This is a genomic window from Chromobacterium sp. LK1, from assembly GCF_001043555.1.
Classification (GTDB): Bacteria; Pseudomonadota; Gammaproteobacteria; order Burkholderiales; family Chromobacteriaceae; genus Chromobacterium; species Chromobacterium aquaticum.
This window is the reverse complement of record NZ_LDUI01000060.1, coordinates 39,194-55,904: the sequence shown is the minus strand read 5'-3', so window position 1 is coordinate 55,904 and position 16,711 is coordinate 39,194. Positions and strand designations below refer to the sequence as shown.

General features: G+C 64.1%; 13 protein-coding genes. 9 read left to right on the top strand and 4 right to left on the bottom strand.

Annotation, left to right across the window (positions count from 1 at the left end; genetic code table 11):
- The first annotated feature begins 74 nt into the window (after positions 1-74).
- The 5 genes from VI26_RS21840 to VI26_RS21820 all read left to right on the top strand — a co-directional run bounded on the left by VI26_RS21840 (position 75) and on the right by VI26_RS21820 (position 5,576).
- On the top strand, positions 75-1,667 hold the full coding sequence (locus tag VI26_RS21840; protein WP_048411873.1) for an NAD+ synthase: 1,593 nt from the start codon (positions 75-77) through the stop codon (positions 1,665-1,667).
- Positions 1,668-1,775: 108 nt separating this feature from the next.
- A complete protein-coding gene (locus VI26_RS21835) occupies positions 1,776-2,885 on the top strand; it encodes a hypothetical protein (protein ID WP_048411872.1) in 1,110 nt (369 codons plus the stop codon).
- Between the two features lie 257 nt (positions 2,886-3,142).
- A complete protein-coding gene (lolA, locus tag VI26_RS21830; protein ID WP_231581085.1) occupies positions 3,143-3,766 on the top strand; it encodes an outer membrane lipoprotein chaperone LolA in 624 nt (207 codons plus the stop codon).
- A gap of 288 nt (positions 3,767-4,054) precedes the next feature.
- Complete coding sequence (locus tag VI26_RS21825) at positions 4,055-4,714, top strand: PadR family transcriptional regulator (protein WP_082151203.1); 660 nt, start codon at positions 4,055-4,057, stop codon at positions 4,712-4,714.
- Positions 4,715-4,769: 55 nt separating this feature from the next.
- Positions 4,770-5,576, top strand: a complete 807-nt coding sequence (locus VI26_RS21820) for a siderophore-interacting protein (protein WP_156183993.1) — start codon at positions 4,770-4,772, stop codon at positions 5,574-5,576.
- A 66-nt stretch (positions 5,577-5,642) separates the two neighbouring features.
- On the opposite strand, the gene VI26_RS21815 is transcribed toward VI26_RS21820, so the two are convergent.
- The 4 genes from VI26_RS21815 to VI26_RS21800 form a co-directional block, all read right to left on the bottom strand.
- Positions 5,643-6,191 carry an RNA 2'-phosphotransferase gene (locus tag VI26_RS21815; RefSeq protein ID WP_048411869.1) on the bottom strand — a complete coding sequence of 183 codons (549 nt, stop codon included), beginning with the start codon at positions 6,189-6,191 and terminating at the stop codon, positions 5,643-5,645.
- A gap of 60 nt (positions 6,192-6,251) precedes the next feature.
- A complete protein-coding gene (gene ushA / locus VI26_RS21810) occupies positions 6,252-7,898 on the bottom strand; it encodes a bifunctional UDP-sugar hydrolase/5'-nucleotidase UshA (RefSeq protein WP_048411868.1) in 1,647 nt (548 codons plus the stop codon).
- 132 nt (positions 7,899-8,030) lie between these two features.
- Positions 8,031-9,716: a glutamine--tRNA ligase/YqeY domain fusion protein gene (locus tag VI26_RS21805; protein WP_048411867.1), complete on the bottom strand. Its 1,686-nt coding sequence runs from the start codon at positions 9,714-9,716 to the stop codon at positions 8,031-8,033.
- A 470-nt stretch (positions 9,717-10,186) separates the two neighbouring features.
- Positions 10,187-11,041 (bottom strand): Kdo hydroxylase family protein, encoded by an 855-nt coding sequence (locus tag VI26_RS21800; RefSeq protein WP_048411866.1) that lies wholly within the window; start codon positions 11,039-11,041, stop codon positions 10,187-10,189.
- Positions 11,042-11,490: 449 nt separating this feature from the next.
- Here VI26_RS21800 and VI26_RS21790 point away from each other — a divergent pair, with 449 nt between their 5' ends.
- From VI26_RS21790 to VI26_RS21780, 4 genes are all read left to right on the top strand, one after another.
- A complete protein-coding gene (locus VI26_RS21790; protein ID WP_048411864.1) occupies positions 11,491-13,785 on the top strand; it encodes a YgiQ family radical SAM protein in 2,295 nt (764 codons plus the stop codon).
- Between the two features lie 240 nt (positions 13,786-14,025).
- Entirely contained in the window at positions 14,026-15,501 is a 1,476-nt protein-coding gene (locus VI26_RS21785) for a YdiU family protein (RefSeq protein ID WP_048411863.1), read from the top strand.
- 521 nt (positions 15,502-16,022) lie between these two features.
- On the top strand, positions 16,023-16,244 hold the full coding sequence (locus VI26_RS24110) for a hypothetical protein (RefSeq protein ID WP_082151202.1): 222 nt from the start codon (positions 16,023-16,025) through the stop codon (positions 16,242-16,244).
- A 186-nt stretch (positions 16,245-16,430) separates the two neighbouring features.
- Entirely contained in the window at positions 16,431-16,685 is a 255-nt protein-coding gene (locus VI26_RS21780; RefSeq protein ID WP_048411862.1) for a hypothetical protein, read from the top strand.
- Positions 16,686-16,711 lie beyond the last annotated feature (26 nt).

Here is a 16,711-nt window from a genome sequence, read left to right as displayed (position 1 = left end):
GATTCCTCTCGGGCATTTGCGCCATCTATCAGGTAAAATTCCATCTATCTCGAAACATTCGGTTCCCTATCAAGATGCGTATCGCGCTCGCCCAGTTCAACCCCGTTGTCGGCGATATCACCGGCAACACCCGCAAAATCCTCGACCTCGCCCATGCCGCCATCGCCCAGGGCGCCGACGTGCTGGTCACGCCGGAACTGGCGCTGACCGGCTACAGCCCGGAAGACCTGCTGCTGCGCGACAGTTTTTACCGCGCCTGCGGACAGGCGTTGGACGAGCTGCTGGAACTGGACGGCATCACCCTGGTGATCGGCCACCCGGCGCGCATGGCCGCGGAACGCTTCAACGCCGCCACCGTGCTGCGCGACGGCAACCGCCTCGGCCAGTATCACAAGATGCAGCTACCCAATGACGAAGTATTCGACGAATGCCGCTACTTCACTCCCGGGGCCGCGCCGCTGGTGTTCCAGCAGGGCGATGCCAAGGTGGGCGTGCTGATTTGCGAGGACATCTGGTCGGTGGACCCGGCCGCCGAGGCCGCCGACGCCGGCGCCGACGTGGTGGTGGTGCTCAACGCCTCGCCCTTCCATCGCAACAAGATTGAAACCCGCCACGCAGCGCTGCGCTACCGCGCCGAGGAAACCGGCCTGCCCTTCGCCTACGTCAACCTGACCGGCGGCCAGGACGAACTGGTGTTCGACGGCGCCTCCTTCGCCGTCAACCGCGCCGGCGAAGTGGTGGCCCAGGCCGCAGCCTACGACGACGAACTGCTGATCGTCGATTTCGACGGCGGCGATCTGCTGCCCGGCGCCAAGGCGACGCTGCCCGGCCCGCTGGAAAGCGTCTACCGCACCCTGGTGACCGGCGTGCGCGACTACATCGGCAAGAACGGCTTCCCCGGCGCGCTGCTGGGCCTGTCCGGCGGCATAGACTCCGCGCTGACGCTGGCGGTGGCGGTGGACGCGCTGGGCGCGGACAAGGTGCACGCGGTGATGATGCCCTCGCGCTATACCGCCGATATCTCGGTGACCGATTCCCGTGACATGGTGAACCGCCTGGGCGTGAAATACGAGGAAATCGAAATCTGGCCGATGTATGAAAGCTTCGTGCAAGCGCTGGCGCCCAGCTTCGCCGGCCTGGCCGAGGACACCACCGAGGAAAACCTGCAGGCGCGCATCCGCGGCACCCTGCTGATGGCTCTGTCCAACAAGAGCGGCAAGCTGGTGCTCACCACCGGCAACAAATCGGAAATGACCACCGGCTACTGCACCCTGTACGGCGACATGGCCGGCGGCTTCGCCGTGCTCAAGGACGTGGCCAAGACCCTGGTGTTCGAACTGTGCCGCTGGCGCAATCTGCAAGGCGAGATCATCCCCGAGCGCATCATCACCCGGCCGCCGTCGGCCGAGCTGCGGCCGGACCAGACCGATCAGGACAGCCTGCCGCCCTATGAGGTGCTGGACGCCATCATGGCGCGCTATGTCGAGGAAAACCTGTCCGCCGACGCCATCATCGCCGAAGGCTATGCCGAGGCCGATGTGCGCCGCGTGGTGCGCCTGCTGAAGATCAACGAATACAAGCGCCGCCAGGCGCCGGTGGGGCCGCGCGTCACCCATCGCGGTTTCGGCAAGGACTGGCGCTACCCGATCACCAATAAATTCAGCTGAGCCCGTAGCGAAGCGCATGACATCGGCGATGCCGGATGCGTTAAACTGTCCGGCTCGCGCCGGTCCGCCACCCCGGAGCCGGCGCCGGACCTTCGCTTAGGAAATCGCATGCAACTAAAAAAAACGGGCCTCTGCGCCGCGCTGTGCGCACTGGCGCTGCTGGGCGGCTGCGCATCGCCGCTGACCAATAAGAGCGCGGACGAAGCCACCCGCAAAGTGGTGATCCAGAACTGGAACAGCCGCGGCTACAATATCGACGCCGACATCGGCTTCGACGAATTGCGCATGGCCAAGCCCAAGCACGCCGACGAAGAAGTCAGCGAGCTGGAAATGACCGAGGTGATGGATCAGGTCGCGCGCAGCATGCGCTTCAGCGTCAAGGGCGCGCTGGACGCGTCCGGCGGCAGACTGGAACTGATCCCGGCGCTGCGGCTGGAACGCCGCAATCTGCTGGTCAGCGTGCAACTGCCGCTGCAATTCCACGCCAAGGACATGTCGCTGCTGGTGGACCCGTCCGCCGCCTATCTGTTCCTGCCGGACCTGCGCCCCTATGAAGGCAAGTTCCTGCGCGTGCGCCTGCCGCAACGCGTGGCCGACAACTTCCCGCTCAAGGCCATGTACCAGGCGATGCCGAAGCTGCTGGACGAAGCCTACGCCAAGGTGGACAAGCAGGCGTTCAGCTTCCAGCCGCTGGATGAGCGCGCGCGCGAACTGGGCGCGCGCTACCAGCTGCGCATCGCCATGAACCATGCCCAGGAAAATCAGCTGGCCACCCATATCGTCGACGGCCTGATCAAGGTCGCGCAGCAGGAAGCCGCGCGCAAGCCGCAGCTCAAGCCCGGCCCGCTGGGCAGCGAAAGCCTGCTGCAGCTGATCAAGAGCCTGCTCAGCGTTACCGAGGCCAACCCGCTGAACAGCAATACCGTCAGCGATCTCTATGTCAGCCGTGGCGGCGACCTGCTCGCCATCCGCCAGACCATACGCTTCAACAGCCCGGACTTCCGCGGCCAGGCGCACGCCGACATCCGCTACAGCCATCTAGGCAAACCGGTGTTCGCCTTCCAGCCTGGCGCCGCCGACATCGTGGACCTGGAGCAGTTGGAGAAGCCGGAATGGCTGAAGCCGCTGGGCCTGGCGCTGCGCGCGCTCAACCAACCGCCGGCCGCCGCCGGCGAGGGCGCGGCCGAAACCTCCCCGGATGCGTCCGCCGCACAATAATCGCTAAGAACGTGTTTACGATCTCGCGAGCTAAGGCGAGACAAGGCGAAAACCGCTGAGAAAGCGGAATGTACAAGTGGTACATGAGCATTTCGAAGCGGTACTCACCGTGTCACGTCTCACGACGCGCAGCAGATCGTAAACAGGTTCTAACACAAAAGGCGCCGCCGCCGCGTCCACAACCGGAAACCGCGGCCGGCGGCGGCAGTCTCACCTGCTTTGCGACGGCCGCGCGCCGCGCCAAGGACCAGAACCGCATGAAGATGAAAACACTGATTTCCGCCTCTTTCGCCATCGCCGCGCTGGCCTTGCCCGCCGCCGGCCACGCCGCCGCCATCGCCCAGCTCAAGGCCTTCGTCAACGGCAACAAGACCCTGAGCGCCGACTTCAAGCAAGTGGTCAGCAACAAGGGCAAGCGCGAGGAAGCCAGCGGCCGGCTGGAAATCGCCCGCCCCGGCAAATTCCGCTGGGAATACAGCAAGCCCTACGAGCAATTGATCGTCGGCGACGGCAAGACGCTGTGGGTCTACGACAAGGACCTGGCCCAGGTCACCCGCAAGGCGCAGGGCGCGGCGCTGGGCTCCAGCCCGGCGGCGCTGCTGGCCGGCAGCAACGCCATCGAACAGAACTACCAGCTGAAGGAAGCCGGCAAGACCGGCGAGGTGGAATGGCTGTCCGCCAGCCCCAAGCAGGCCGACAACAGCTTCAGCGCCATCCGCATGGGCTTCAAGGCCAATATGCTGGTGGAAATGGAATTGACCGACAGCTTCGGCAACCACACCAAGGTCAGCTTCAGCGCGCCGCAGAAAAACCCGGCGCTGGCCGCCTCCCGCTTCGCTTTCGTGCCGCCCAAGGGGGTGGACGTGGTCAGCGGCGACTAAGCCGCCCCGCCGCCCTCCAGCCGCCTCCGGGCGGCTTTTCTTTTAGCGCCGCTTCATGCCCCCTTGCTCGCCGTGAGACGCTGCGCGGTGAGCAACGCCTTGAATGCTCATACGCCACCAGCGCCGTCCACCATCTCAGCCGTATTCCTATTGTCGCGCTCGCGAGAGCGTGGACAGATGCGGACATCGTGCCAAAAACGCCACAAATCATCGTTGTCCTTGCTGGGTCGGCTTGACTTTATCCTATCTAAAAACATATCTTAAGATATATTTTTCAGGAGAGCCGCCATGCATCACCCTCTTGGTACCCTGCTCCGCCAACTGAGCGGACGCAATGCACATCATCGTCTCCACGCGATGGCCCGCCACGGCCACGGCGGCGCTCATGGCCGGCATGGAGGCTTTGGCGGCTTCGGCGGCGGCGACGACGAGAACCTGACCCGCGGCCGCAAATTCAGCTCCGACGAATTGCAGCTGTTGTTGCTGGCCCTGCTGGAACAACAGCCCAGCCACGGCTACGAGCTGATCAAGGCGCTGCAGAGCCGCAGCAACGGCTTTTACAGCCCCAGCCCCGGCATGGTCTACCCGGCGCTGACCTATCTGGAAGAATTGGGCCGCATCTCGGTGAGCGAGGAAGGCAAGCGCAAATGCTATGCGCTGACGGCGGCCGGCCGCGACTACCTGGAACAGAACCGCGAGCAAGTGGAATGGATGATGGCGCGGCTGCAGCACATCGCGCGCAAGATGAACTCGATCCGCCGCGCGCTGACCGGTGAAATGCCGCCGCCGGACGATGCCGCCGGCAGCTGGATTCCAGAACTGACCCGGGCCCGCGGCGAACTGAAGCAGGCGCTGATGCGCACCGCCAACGTCGACGAAGACGAGCAGCGCCGCATCGCCGCCATTCTGCGACAGGCCTGTGAGCAAATTCTGGGCGATACTGGCTAGAGAGAGTGTTTACGGCTCCAAGCGCCCAGCCATGACTTCAAAGACAGGACTCCCGATGACCACATCCGATCTGACCGTTCAACGCCTGCGCCACCCGCTGCGCTTCCGCCTGCTGCAAGTGCGCGCCATCCGCCCGCTCGGCCCCACACTGCTCTGCGTCACCCTGGGCGGCGAGGAACTGGCCGGCTTCACCTCCGCCTCCTTCGACGACCACCTCAAGGTGTTTTTCCCCGAGCACCCGGACGGCAAGCCGGCGCTGCCGGCGCTGGTGGACGAAACCCTGATCTACCCGGAAGGCGAACCGCGCCCGACCGCGCGCGACTACACCCCCTGCCGTTTCGACCCGGAACGCCAGGAACTGGACCTGGAGTTCGCGCTGCACGAGGCCGGCCCCGCCACCAGCTGGGCGGCCCAGGCCAAGCCCGGCCAATACCTGGGCATAGGCGGCCCGCGCGGCTCCTTGGTCATTCCGGCGGCTTTTGACTGGCATCTGCTGATCGGCGACGAATCCGCGCTGCCGGCCATCCGCCGCCGCCTGGCCGAACTGCCGCCCACCGCCAAGGTCATCGCCCTGCTGCAAAGCAGCGAGGCGGGCCAAGACTGCGAACTGCCCGCCCACCCCAATGCCGACATCCATTGGGTGCACCAAGGCGCCGACGCCGAACCGGCGCTGCTCACCGCGCTCAAATCCCTGGCCTTGCCGGCGGGCGAAGGCTTTGTCTGGGCCGCCGGCGAATACCACGCCATCCGCGCGGTGCGCGTGCATCTGCGCGAGGAGCGCGGCATCGACAAGAGCCGCATCCGCGCCGCCAGCTACTGGCGCGAAGGCCGGGCCGCCAGCCACGAAACGCTGGAAGACTAAGCCGCGACCCAAACGACAAAGCCCCCTTGAAGGGGGCTTTGTCCAAGCCGCAACACAGAAGCCAGCTTATTTCGCCTGCAACATAATGAATTCGGCCGGCACCTCATCCGCCAGCCACACCATCTCATTGCCGTGATAGAACGCCGCTCCCGCCGCATAGGCGGCGGTGGCGTCCACCTTGAGCAAGACCGGCGCGGCGGCCTTGCGGCCACCCACCTGCATCGCGGTTGCCGTATCCACCGACAAATGCACATACTGCCGCCCCATCGGCCGCAGGCCTTCCCGCTGGATCAACTCCGCGACTTCCGGCGACGTTCCATGATAAAGCCACGCCGGCGGCGCGCTTTGCTGTTTTGACAATTTTCCCGGCAGCGAATGACCATAAAACGCACGGATGCGGTCACCATCGATCTCATGTCGCTTCTTCTCGGAGCGCGCGATCATTTCAAGCAGATCGGCAAGCCCCAGATCGCGCCACTCTCTACGCTCCACGCGCAGGGCCGCCAGCAAGGCTGTCAGCGGCACCCAGCCGGCATCGTCCAGTTCCAGTTCATATAGCCAAGGTTCGTGACGCAGCGCGTGTGACACGGTCCGGCTCAAGTTTTGGTAATCCATGATGCTCTTTCACATGGCAGCGACCAGGGCCGCGGCCTGACTATCCATGCAGGGCAGCACTCAGTTGCGCGTCACCGCGTCGCCCGGCGCATAAGCCGCAGCGTCGATGGGCGAATGCGCGGCGATGTACTCGCGCAGCATCTCGGCGTCGACGAAGCCGGTATTGACGAAGCCCGGATGCTTGTTCATCAGCGGGTAGCCGTCGCCGCCGGCGGCGATGAAGCTGTTGATCGCCATCCGGTAGGTCTTGGCCGGGTCGATGGGCTGGCCGCCGATCAGCGCCTGCTGCAACTGCCCACCGACGATGCGCAGCTTGACGCCGGCGAACTGGGCGAAGGCGCCGGCGCCGGGCGTCATGCGCGCGGCCGCTTTCAGGTAATCCAGCGCTTCCTGGCCGTTCAGGTCGACATAGACCAGGGTGCTGCCGAAGGGATACACCTTCAGCACATCGCGGTAATTGATCGCGCCAGCCGGCAGCGAATCGCGGATGCCGCCGGAATTATTGACCGCGAAGTCGGCCTTGACCTTGGCCATCATCACCTGGCCGATGAACACCCCCAGATTGGTGGGCTGACTGCGCACCGAGCCGCGGTCGCCGTCCAGCTTGGCGCTGCTCTGCCCCACCGGCACCTCCAGCGCCGCCTGGCCCTTGTTCTGATAATTCTGCAGGAAGTTGCGCAGCTTGCCGTCTTCCTCGATCAATTGGGTGTAGGGTACTTTCTGGTCCTTGCCGTCCGCGCCCTTGACCGTTTTCTTGAGGTTGACCGGCAGCAGACGGTACTGGGTCAGCTTGAGCGTGCCGTTGCGGAACTCGAAATCAGCGCGGCCCACGTATTTGCCCCATTCATGCGCCTGCACGATCCAGGCGCCGTTCTGGCGATCCGGCGCGCAGGGCATGCCCGGCACATAGGCGTCGTCGCGCAGGTTTTCCGCCTTCATGCACACCGGGTTCTGGCTATGGCCGCCAACGATCAAATCCAGCCCCTTCACCGCGCGCGCCATTTCCACGTCGCCCGGTGCGTTCACGCCGTGCTGGCCGTCGGTATAGTGACCCATATGGGTGGCGGCGATGACGATGTCGGCGCTCTGGCGCAGCTCCGGCACCAGCTTGCCGGCCTCGGCGATCGGGCTGCGGAACTCGATGCCCTTGACCTGCTCCGGGTTCACCATCTTGGCGGTGTCGTCGGTGGTCAGGCCCAGCACCGCCACTCGCACGCCGCCCAGGTTGAACATCGTGTACGGATCGAACATGCGCTGGCCGTCCTTGTAGATATTGGCGGACAGCATGGGGAAGTTGATCCACTGGCGCTGTTTCATCAGCACCGGCACCGGCTTGTCGAACTCGTGGTTGCCCACCGCCATCGCGTCGTAGCCGATGCGGCTCATGCCGCGGAAATCCGGTTCCGCGTCCTGCAGATCGGACTCCGGCACCCCGGTATTGACGTCGCCGCCGGACAACAGCAGGGTGTAGCCGCCAGCGGCCTTGACCTCGGCGCGCACCTGGTCCACCAAGGTTTTCTGCGCGGCCAGGCCGTATTCGCCGTCGCTATTGGGCCAGAAGCGGCCATGATGGTCGTTGGTGTGCAGGATGGTGATCTTGTAAGTCTTGTCTTCGACATAATTGCCCTTGCCGGGGGTGGCGGCGCAGGCGGAAAGCAGGCTGGCCGCCAGCAGGGACAGGGCAAGCGGTTTCACGGACAGTTTCATCGTTAATCCTTGATTTTTATTGGCATGCGGCGGCGCGGGTGCGGGCTGCAAAAATGGCGGACCCACGGGCCCGCCATTGCTGAAAGTCATGTCCTCGCCGAACGCACGGAACATCCGGCCAGGCGCTCGAGCTTACTTGCTCCAGCTGTCCTTCAGGCCCACGCTGCGGTTGAACACCGCCTTGACGCCAGGCTGGTGCTCGTAACGGTCGGTGACGAAATAGCCCAGGCGCTCAAACTGAAAGCGCGATTCCGGCGCCGCCTGCAGCACCGAGGCCTCGACATAGGTCGGCACCAGCTTCAGCGATTCCGGGTTCAGGAACTGGCGGAAGTCCACGTATTCGCCATCCTCGCCGCGCACCGCGTCCGGGCGCGGCTCGGTGAACAGGCGGTCATACCAGCGCACATCCGCCTCAATCGCGTGTTCCGCCGACACCCAGTGGATCACGCCCTTGACCTTGCGGCCTTCCGGGTTCTTGCCCAGGGTGTCGTGGTCGATCGAGCACTTCAGCTCGATGATCTCGCCAGCGGCGTCCTTCACCACTTCCTCGCACTTGATCACATAGGAGTAGCGCAGGCGCACTTCGCCGCCGGCGGTCAGGCGCTGCCACTTGGGCGGCGGCACTTCGGCGAAATCGTCGCGCTCGATCCAGATCTCGCGGGCGATGGGCACTTCGCGCTCGCCGAACTCCGGATGATGCGGATGGAAAGGCGCGCTGCGGCTGGCGGTGACGGCGGCGTCGTAATTGCTCAGCGTCACTTTCAGTGGATTCACCACCGCCATCACGCGCGGCGATTCGTTTTCCAACGTCTCGCGCACCGCGCCTTCCAGGATGGCCATGTCGATGATGTTCTCGCTCTTGGACACGCCGATGCGCTGAGCGAACAGCTTGATGCCGGCCGGGCTGTAGCCGCGGCGACGCATGCCGGCAACGGTGGGCATGCGCGGATCGTCCCAGCCGCTCACCGCGCCTTCGTTCACCAGCGCCAGCAGCTTGCGCTTGGAAGTCAGCGTGTACAGCAGCTCCAGCCGCGAGGATTCATACTGGCGCGGGTGGCAGCCGATGCTGATATTGTCCAGCACCCAGTCATACAGCGGGCGGTGATCTTCGAATTCCAGCGTGCACAGCGAGTGGGTGATGCCCTCGATGGCGTCGGAAATGCAATGGGTGTAGTCGTACATCGGGTAGATGCACCACTTGTCGCCGGTACGGTGATGGTGAGCGCGGCGGATGCGGTAGATGGCCGGATCGCGCAGATTGATGTTGCCGGAAGACATGTCTATCTTCAGGCGCAGCGTCTTGCTGCCGTCCGCGAACTCGCCGTTCTTCATGCGCGCGAACAGGTCCAGGTTCTCCTCCACGCTACGCTCGCGGTAGGGGCTGTTCTTGCCCGGCTCGGTCAGGCTACCGCGGTACTGGCGCATTTCCTCGGCGGACAGATCGTCCACATAGGCCTTGCCGGCCTGGATCAGCTCCACCGCGTAACCGTACAGGCGGTCGAAATAGTCGGAGGCGAAGCGCACGTCGCCATCCCACTTGAAGCCCATCCAGCTGATGTCGTCGATGAAGGACTGCACATACTCCGGCGACTCTTTCTCCGGGTTGGTGTCGTCCATGCGCAGATTGCACTTGCCCTGGTAGTCCTCGGCCAGGCCGAAGTTCAGGCAGATGGCCTTAGCGTGGCCGATGTGGGCGAAGCCGTTGGGCTCCGGCGGGAAGCGGGTGACGATGCTGCTGTGCTTGCCGGAAGCCAGATCCTCGTCAATGATGTTGCGGATGAAATTGCTGACAACCGGCGCGTTGTTTTCCGTGCTCATTCGTTTTGTGCCGTGCGATTTATGACTAATCGAAGATTGTAACCGATTTTTGCCCAATACTTGAGACCCCGCACGCCAACGTTTTTGCTACCTGGCAACGCGTCAATTCCGCCTATCGGCAAACATTGAATAATCGTAGTCGTCCAGGTTCAAACCGGATGCATCTCCCAATACCGACCCACCAAAACCGCAGTCCGGATTCGGGCAGATCGCGGAACGGCCATCATCCTGCCATCTCAGCACAGCAGAGGGAGGGAAGCGGAAGTAGCACGCGGTACAGATGCACTCCCGACTGGCCATCACTTCATCACGGTTGTCCCAAACGTGATCATCAGCAGCCTCCCCCAAACAACGCAGCCGCTCCTCACTGAACCCTTTCGGATTCGTTGACAGTTTGGTGGATATTTCGGATACAGGCACCGCACACCCACTCAACCATTCTTTCAGCCACCTAAACACCATTTTCATCCTCAAACCAGTGACTTGCCGATCATGCCTTCCAACAAACTCAGCGGGGAGCGTTTCGAATCGCTCATCGCCGCCGCCGGCAGCCAGAAGGTCTGCTCCAGCATGAACTGGCCGGACATCACCGCGTGCGACGCGTGGTCGGAAAAGCACACCCAGGCGCAGCCGGGTGGAAACGGCATGGTTTCCTGCGGACATTGGCCCTGGTACTCCAGATCCGCCTTCATCGCGTCGTGCAGATGCAGCATGATGTGATCGTAGGCGCTGCGCTTGCGCTTGGTGATTTTCAAGGCCGCCAGCAAGGCCGCCGAGCCCGGCCACTGCCGCGGCACCCTCGGCAGCATGCGCCGCGCCATGTCGGCGAAGGGCTCGCCCACCCGCCACACCCTGGGCTCGCCATCGGGATTGATATTGCAGAACACCCGCAGAATGCGCTCGCCGTAATTGGGACGCGATGGAAACGCGTCCACGTGCAGCCGGCTGTCGTCCTTGCGCCAGGAAGTCCGGCGCCCCTCCACCCGCAACAGCCGCAGGCTGGTGGGCGCCGCGCGCAGCCTGCCCTGGTACTCCGGCAGCAGCCGCGCGGCCAGATCGGCGGCGGCCCGCTGATAGCGCGCGATCAAGCCGCGCACCGCGGCCTCCCGCTCCGCGCCGCCCACCACCCCGTGCAGCGCGCCGTTGTCTGGCTCCAGGCTGATGTTCTTGCGCTTGGGATCGGCGATGGCCGGGTCCAACAAACCCCGCTCCTCGTCCAGCAGCCTGAAATCGAAACTGGGCAGATACAAGACCTTGCCCTGCTCCAGCTCATCCACATAGCGGCCTGGCGCCGCATCCTCCACCCATACGATCTGGCTCGCCATGATCGGCTCCCCGCTCCAACAATGGATCACAAGAAGCGGCTGCAAAGCTCGCCGGCCCACACCGGCGCAGCCATGAGAACCTGTTCAAAATCTTTTCCACGCCCGGCATCCGCACAAGCGACGGACGCCGACGAAACAAGACTTTGAATAGACTTTATAGCCGCCCACCTCCAGCGGCGCTCAGCGCCGCCGCCCTCGCCGGCCACGACCGCGGCAGCGAAATGGGCGGCCAGCATACGCCCGCGGCGCGGCAAAGTCATGCCGGCGGCGTCCGGCCAGTCCCTGTGGACAGGCGGCGCAGCGCCTTGATTTGACGGAAAAATCCGGCCGCCTGGCAAAACCCTACTCCAAACCCAGGCAATTCCCAATAAAAAACAAGCGCTTATTCCACAAGCAAGCCGCAACTATGGCATAATGTCGGGTTGCTCGAACTTCAGTCCATAGCCAGCATGACGACCGCACACGCCGCCAAACCGATCACCTCCTACCGCAAGTACTGGGCCAGCCGCTTCGGCGCCGCCCCGTTCCTGCCGATGACCCGCGCCGAGATGGACCAGCTGGGCTGGGACTCCTGTGACATCATCCTGATCACCGGCGACGGCTATATCGACCACCCCAGCTTCGGCATGGCGCTGGTGGGCCGGCTGCTGGAAGACCAGGGCTTCCGCGTGGGCATCATCGCCCAGCCGGATTGGCACTCCGCGGACGCCTTCCGCGAGCTGGGCAAGCCCAATCTGTTCTTCGGCGTCACCGCCGGCAATATGGACTCGATGATCAACCGCTACACCGCGGACCGCCGCCCGCGCTCGGACGACGCCTACACCCCGCACGCCGCGCCCAACAAGCGCCCGGACCGCGCCGTCACCGTCTACGCCCAGCGCTGCCGCGAAGCCTATCCCGGCGTGGGCGTGATGGTAGGCAGCATCGAAGCCAGCTTGCGCCGCATCGCCCACTACGACTACTGGAGCGAGAAAGTGCGGCCGTCGGTGCTGATCAACTCCAAGGCCGACCTGCTGCTGTACGGCAACGCCGAACGCGCGCTGGTGGAAGTGGCGCACCGCGCCGCCAGGGGCGAAAAGCTCAGCGAGATCCGCGATGTGCGCGGCACCGCCTTCATCGTGCCGCACGGCTGGCGCCCGGACGAAGAATGGCAGGAAATGGATTCCAGCGTGGTGGACCTGCCGGGCAAGGTGGACGTCCACCTCAACCCCTACCAGGAAATCCCGGAACAGGCGGCCGAAGCCACCAAGGACCAGGACCCGTCCAAGCCGCAGGTGATCCGCATCGAATCCCGCGAAGAACGCCTGGCCAAGCGCCGCGCCGAACGCGCCAAGACCGTGATCCGCATCCCGGCCTACGAGGCCGTGGCCCACGACCCGGTGCTGTACGCCCACGCCAGCCGCACCCTGCACCTGGAATCCAACCCCGGCAACGCCCGCGCGCTGGTGCAGATGCACGGTGAGCGCGACGTGTGGCTGACCCCGCCGCCGATTCCGCTCTCCACCGAGGAAATGGACCACGTCTACGGCCTGCCCTACGCCCGCAACCCGCACCCCAGCTACGGCGACGCCAATATCCCGGCCTGGGAAATGATCAAGTACTCGGTCAACATCATGCGCGGCTGTTTCGGCGGCTGTACCTTCTGCTCCATCACCGAGCACGAAGGCCGCATCATCCAGAGCCGTTCCGAGGAATCCATCCTCAAGGAAATCGAGGAAATCCGCGACAAGACCCCGGGCTTCACCGGCCATATCTCGGACCTGGGCGGCCCGACAGCGAATATGTACCGCCTCTCCTGCAAGGACCCGAAGATCGAGCGTTCCTGTAGGAAGCTGTCCTGCGTGTTCCCGGACATCTGCGAAAACCTGAACACCGACCACAGCCACCTGATCCAGCTTTACCGCAAGGCGCGCGCGCTGCCGGGCGTGAAGAAGATCAACATCCAGTCCGGCCTGCGCTACGACTTGGCCGTGCGCTCGCCCGAATACATCAAGGAACTGGTGCAACACCATGTGGGCGGCTATCTGAAGATCGCCCCGGAACACACCGAGGACGGCCCGCTGTCCATGATGATGAAGCCGGGCATGGGTGCATACAACAAGTTCAAGGAACTGTTCGAACGCTTCAGCCGTCAGGCCGGCAAGGAACAGTATCTGATCCCCTACTTCATCGCCGCCCACCCCGGCACCAGCGACGAAGACATGATGAACCTGGCGCTGTGGCTGAAGAAGAACAACTTCCGCCTGGATCAGGTGCAAACCTTCACCCCCACGCCGATGGCGATGGCCACCACCATGTGGCACACCCGCCGCAATCCGCTCAAGCGCCTGAGCCGCAGCTCGGAAAAAGTGGACGTGGTGCGCGACGGCTACCGCCGCAAGCTGCACAAGGCCTTCCTGCGCTACCACCACCCGGACAACTGGCAGATCCTCCACGACGCGCTGATCCAGATGGGCCGCAGCGACCTGATCGGCCACAGCAAGCACTGCCTGATTCCGCCGACGCCGCCGGGCGACAAGGCCGCCGCCGTGCGCCACCGCATGGGCGCGCCGCTGTCGCGCAACAAGGCTCCCGGCCAGCGCACCGCGGCCCCCGCCGGACACGGACAGCGCGGCAAGCCCGCGCAGGCCAAAGCCATGGCCAAGCCCGGCGCCGGCCAAGCGCCGGCCGGACGCGGCAAGCCCGCGAACAAACCGGGCAGCAAACCCGTCAGCAAACCGGCCGGCAAGGGCCGCAGCCGTTGAATCCAGCCGCCCACGGGCGGCTTTTTGCCGGCCGGCGGCCGGGCACTTTGCCGCGCCGCCGGCGTCTCAGAACGTGTTTACGATCTCGCGAGCTAAGGTGAGACAAGGCGAAAACCGCTGAGAAAGCGGAGTGTACACACGGTACATGAGCATTTCGAAGGGGGTTTCAACGCCGTATCACCGACGCGCAGCAGATCGTAAACAGGTTCTCAACCCCATACTCCGCCCAGCGAGCCCGCCATGATCCACATCGACTTCGACCACAGCTACGCCCGCGACCTGGCCGACGCCTGCGCGCCGGTGCAACCCGAACGCCCGCCCGCGCCGGCCCTGCTGTACTGGAACGCCGAACTGGCGCAAGAGCTGGGCCTGGACAGCGCCCAGGCCGACGCCGCCGAGCTGGCCGCCGCCTTCTCCGGCGCCGCCTTGCCGGCCGGCGCCAAGCCGGTGGCCCAAGCCTATGCCGGCCACCAGTTCGGCGGCCTGTCGCCGTCGCTGGGCGACGGCCGCGCGCTGCTGCTGGGCGAAATCATCGACCGCAACGGCCAGCGCCGCGACATCGCCTTCAAGGGCAGCGGCCGCACTCCGTTCTCGCGCCGCGGTGACGGCAAGGCCGCGGTGGGGCCGATGCTGCGCGAACTGATCATCGGCGAAGCCATGCACGCGCTCGCCATCCCCAGCACCCGCGCGCTGGCCGTGACCGCCACCGGCGAAACCGTCTACCGCGAACAAGCGCTGCCCGGCGCGGTGCTGACCCGCGTCGCCGCCAGCCATCTGCGCGTCGGCACCTTCCAGTACTTCGCCCTCCGCGGCGAGCGCGACATGCTGCGCCGGCTGGCCGACTACACCCTGGCGCGCCACTACCCCGAACTGGCCGGCGCCGAACAACCCTATCTGGCGCTGCTGCAAGCGGTGGCGGAACGCCAGGCGGAACTGATCGCCCGCTGGATGCACGCCGGCTTCATCCACGGCGTGATGAACACCGACAATATGGCGCTCAGCGGCGAAACCATAGACTACGGCCCCTGCGCCTTCATGGACGTCCATCATCCGTCCACCGTGTTCAGTTCCATCGACAGCGGCGGCCGCTACGCCTACGGCAACCAGCCGGCCATCGCCCAATGGAACCTGGCCCGGCTGGCGGAAACCCTGCTGCCGCTGCTGGACCCGGACGAACCCAAGAACGCGGTGCCGGCGGCCACCGCCGTCATCGAAGACTTCGCCGAACGCTACCAGGCGCATTGGCTGCGACAGGCGCGCCGCAAGCTGGGCCTAAGCCAGGCGCAGGACATCGACCAGGAACTGGCCGAAGACTGGCTGGCGCTGCTGGCGCGCCAGGACGCCGACCACACCCTGGCCTGGCGCCGGCTGGCCGACGCCGCCGAAGGCCAAGACCAAACACTGACTCAGCTCTTCAACGACCCGGCCGCCGCCGCGCCGTGGCTGGCGCGCTGGCGCCAGCGGCTGGACGCCGAACCGCAAGCCGGCGCCGAACGCGCCGCCGCGCTGCGCCAGGCCAACCCGCTCTACATCCCGCGCAACCACCTGGTGGAAGAAGCGCTGGCCGCCGCCAGCGATCATGGCGACATGGGCCCGACACTGGCGCTGCTGGACGTATTGCGCCAGCCCTTCACCGAACGCGCCGGCCTGAAGCGCTACACGCTGCCGGCCGCGCCGGAAGTGGCGCAGGGATATCGGACCTTCTGCGGCACCTAAGCAACTCCCTAGAACCTATTCCCGATCTTTGCGGCCCGAGGGTATTGCTCAAGGTAAGACATCGAATCCGCTACGCGGATGATGGTTTTCATTGCCGGGGCTGCCCGGCAAGCAGGAAGAGGGTATTTGCTTGGCCAAATATCCTCTTCACTTAAAGGCCACCCTGCAAGCCTGGCCTACGGCTACCCGCCGGGACCCGTCAGGTCCGAAGCGAGGCTGGACGCGCGATTTGCTAACGTCAAATCGCTCAAACAAAACAGCCGCTTAAAACCTCGGACCTGCCACCCGTCAGCAGGCATGAAGGGAGTTGGGCCACATCGAAAGCATGCCGTCCTTTGCGTTTAGCCTAGTTCATCAACCATGCAGCTGATCACCCACCTCTAAAAAAACGTGAGCGGGATGAACCTTCCGACCATCAAAATATGACAAAAAGCTTACCAAAGAGGTACCCTACCTCTAAGTGCACCACACTTTAAAACCAGCCTACTTAAACTTAGCCTCGTAAAAAATGGAGATGGTTTATGGCTCATCAAGTACTTTTAAACCTGAGTGAAAAAATTATTCTTCACAAAGACGTTGAGATCGAAGTTAAGGTTGATAGCACAAGACTTGGCAAGCTATTGATCAGCAAAGGCAACATCGAATGGCTTCCCTCAGGTAACTCGGTTAACAAACATCGTCTCTCGTGGACAAAATTTGCTCAACTAATGGAAACTCAGGGCAAGCCAACCAAGGTGAAATAGCTGCACCTGATGGAGGCGATAAAATATTGCCTCCCATCGCTTTACCCATTCCTATTCATTCTGCTAGATTCCCTCTTGGTGCTGAACACACCTGTCAGGCGGAACCCGCGCTCGTCAGTCGCGGCTTCTCAGTCATATTCCCCATCCCGCCAATGCGGACGAGGAATGCCATGCCAGGAGTTCATCATGGATAAACATCCCATCCCCACTGCCACTCTCTCCAAACTCGAAACCGCGGACGCGCTGGCCAATGGCCTGGAAGCGCTGAACCTGTTGCGCCCGCTGCTCGCCAGCATGCGCCAGCAGATCACCGTGCCGCAGCCGGACTTGGAACAGCTGAAAGGCTTGTGCCAAGCGGCCAGCTGGATCGCCGACGAATACCACAACTACCTGGACGCGATGTGGCGGGACGAAGCCCGCGCCAAGGCCACGGCGTCCTAGAACTAACCGTCACCGCGCCCCCAGCA

Bases quoted from the DNA above. Each gene is read 5' to 3' on its own strand.
- VI26_RS21840 (WP_048411873.1), top strand. From the start codon at position 75: ATGCGTATCGCGCTCGCCCAGTTCAACCCCGTTGTCGGCGATATCACC.
- VI26_RS21835 (WP_048411872.1), top strand. From the start codon at position 1,776: ATGCAACTAAAAAAAACGGGCCTCTGCGCCGCGCTGTGCGCACTGGCG.
- lolA (WP_231581085.1), top strand. From the start codon at position 3,143: ATGAAGATGAAAACACTGATTTCCGCCTCTTTCGCCATCGCCGCGCTG.
- VI26_RS21825 (WP_082151203.1), top strand. From the start codon at position 4,055: ATGCATCACCCTCTTGGTACCCTGCTCCGCCAACTGAGCGGACGCAAT.
- VI26_RS21820 (WP_156183993.1), top strand. From the start codon at position 4,770: ATGACCACATCCGATCTGACCGTTCAACGCCTGCGCCACCCGCTGCGC.
- VI26_RS21815 (WP_048411869.1), bottom strand. From the start codon at position 6,191: ATGGATTACCAAAACTTGAGCCGGACCGTGTCACACGCGCTGCGTCAC.
- ushA (WP_048411868.1), bottom strand. From the start codon at position 7,898: ATGAAACTGTCCGTGAAACCGCTTGCCCTGTCCCTGCTGGCGGCCAGC.
- VI26_RS21805 (WP_048411867.1), bottom strand. From the start codon at position 9,716: ATGAGCACGGAAAACAACGCGCCGGTTGTCAGCAATTTCATCCGCAAC.
- VI26_RS21800 (WP_048411866.1), bottom strand. From the start codon at position 11,041: ATGGCGAGCCAGATCGTATGGGTGGAGGATGCGGCGCCAGGCCGCTAT.
- VI26_RS21790 (WP_048411864.1), top strand. From the start codon at position 11,491: ATGACGACCGCACACGCCGCCAAACCGATCACCTCCTACCGCAAGTAC.
- VI26_RS21785 (WP_048411863.1), top strand. From the start codon at position 14,026: ATGATCCACATCGACTTCGACCACAGCTACGCCCGCGACCTGGCCGAC.
- VI26_RS24110 (WP_082151202.1), top strand. From the start codon at position 16,023: ATGGCTCATCAAGTACTTTTAAACCTGAGTGAAAAAATTATTCTTCAC.
- VI26_RS21780 (WP_048411862.1), top strand. From the start codon at position 16,431: ATGGATAAACATCCCATCCCCACTGCCACTCTCTCCAAACTCGAAACC.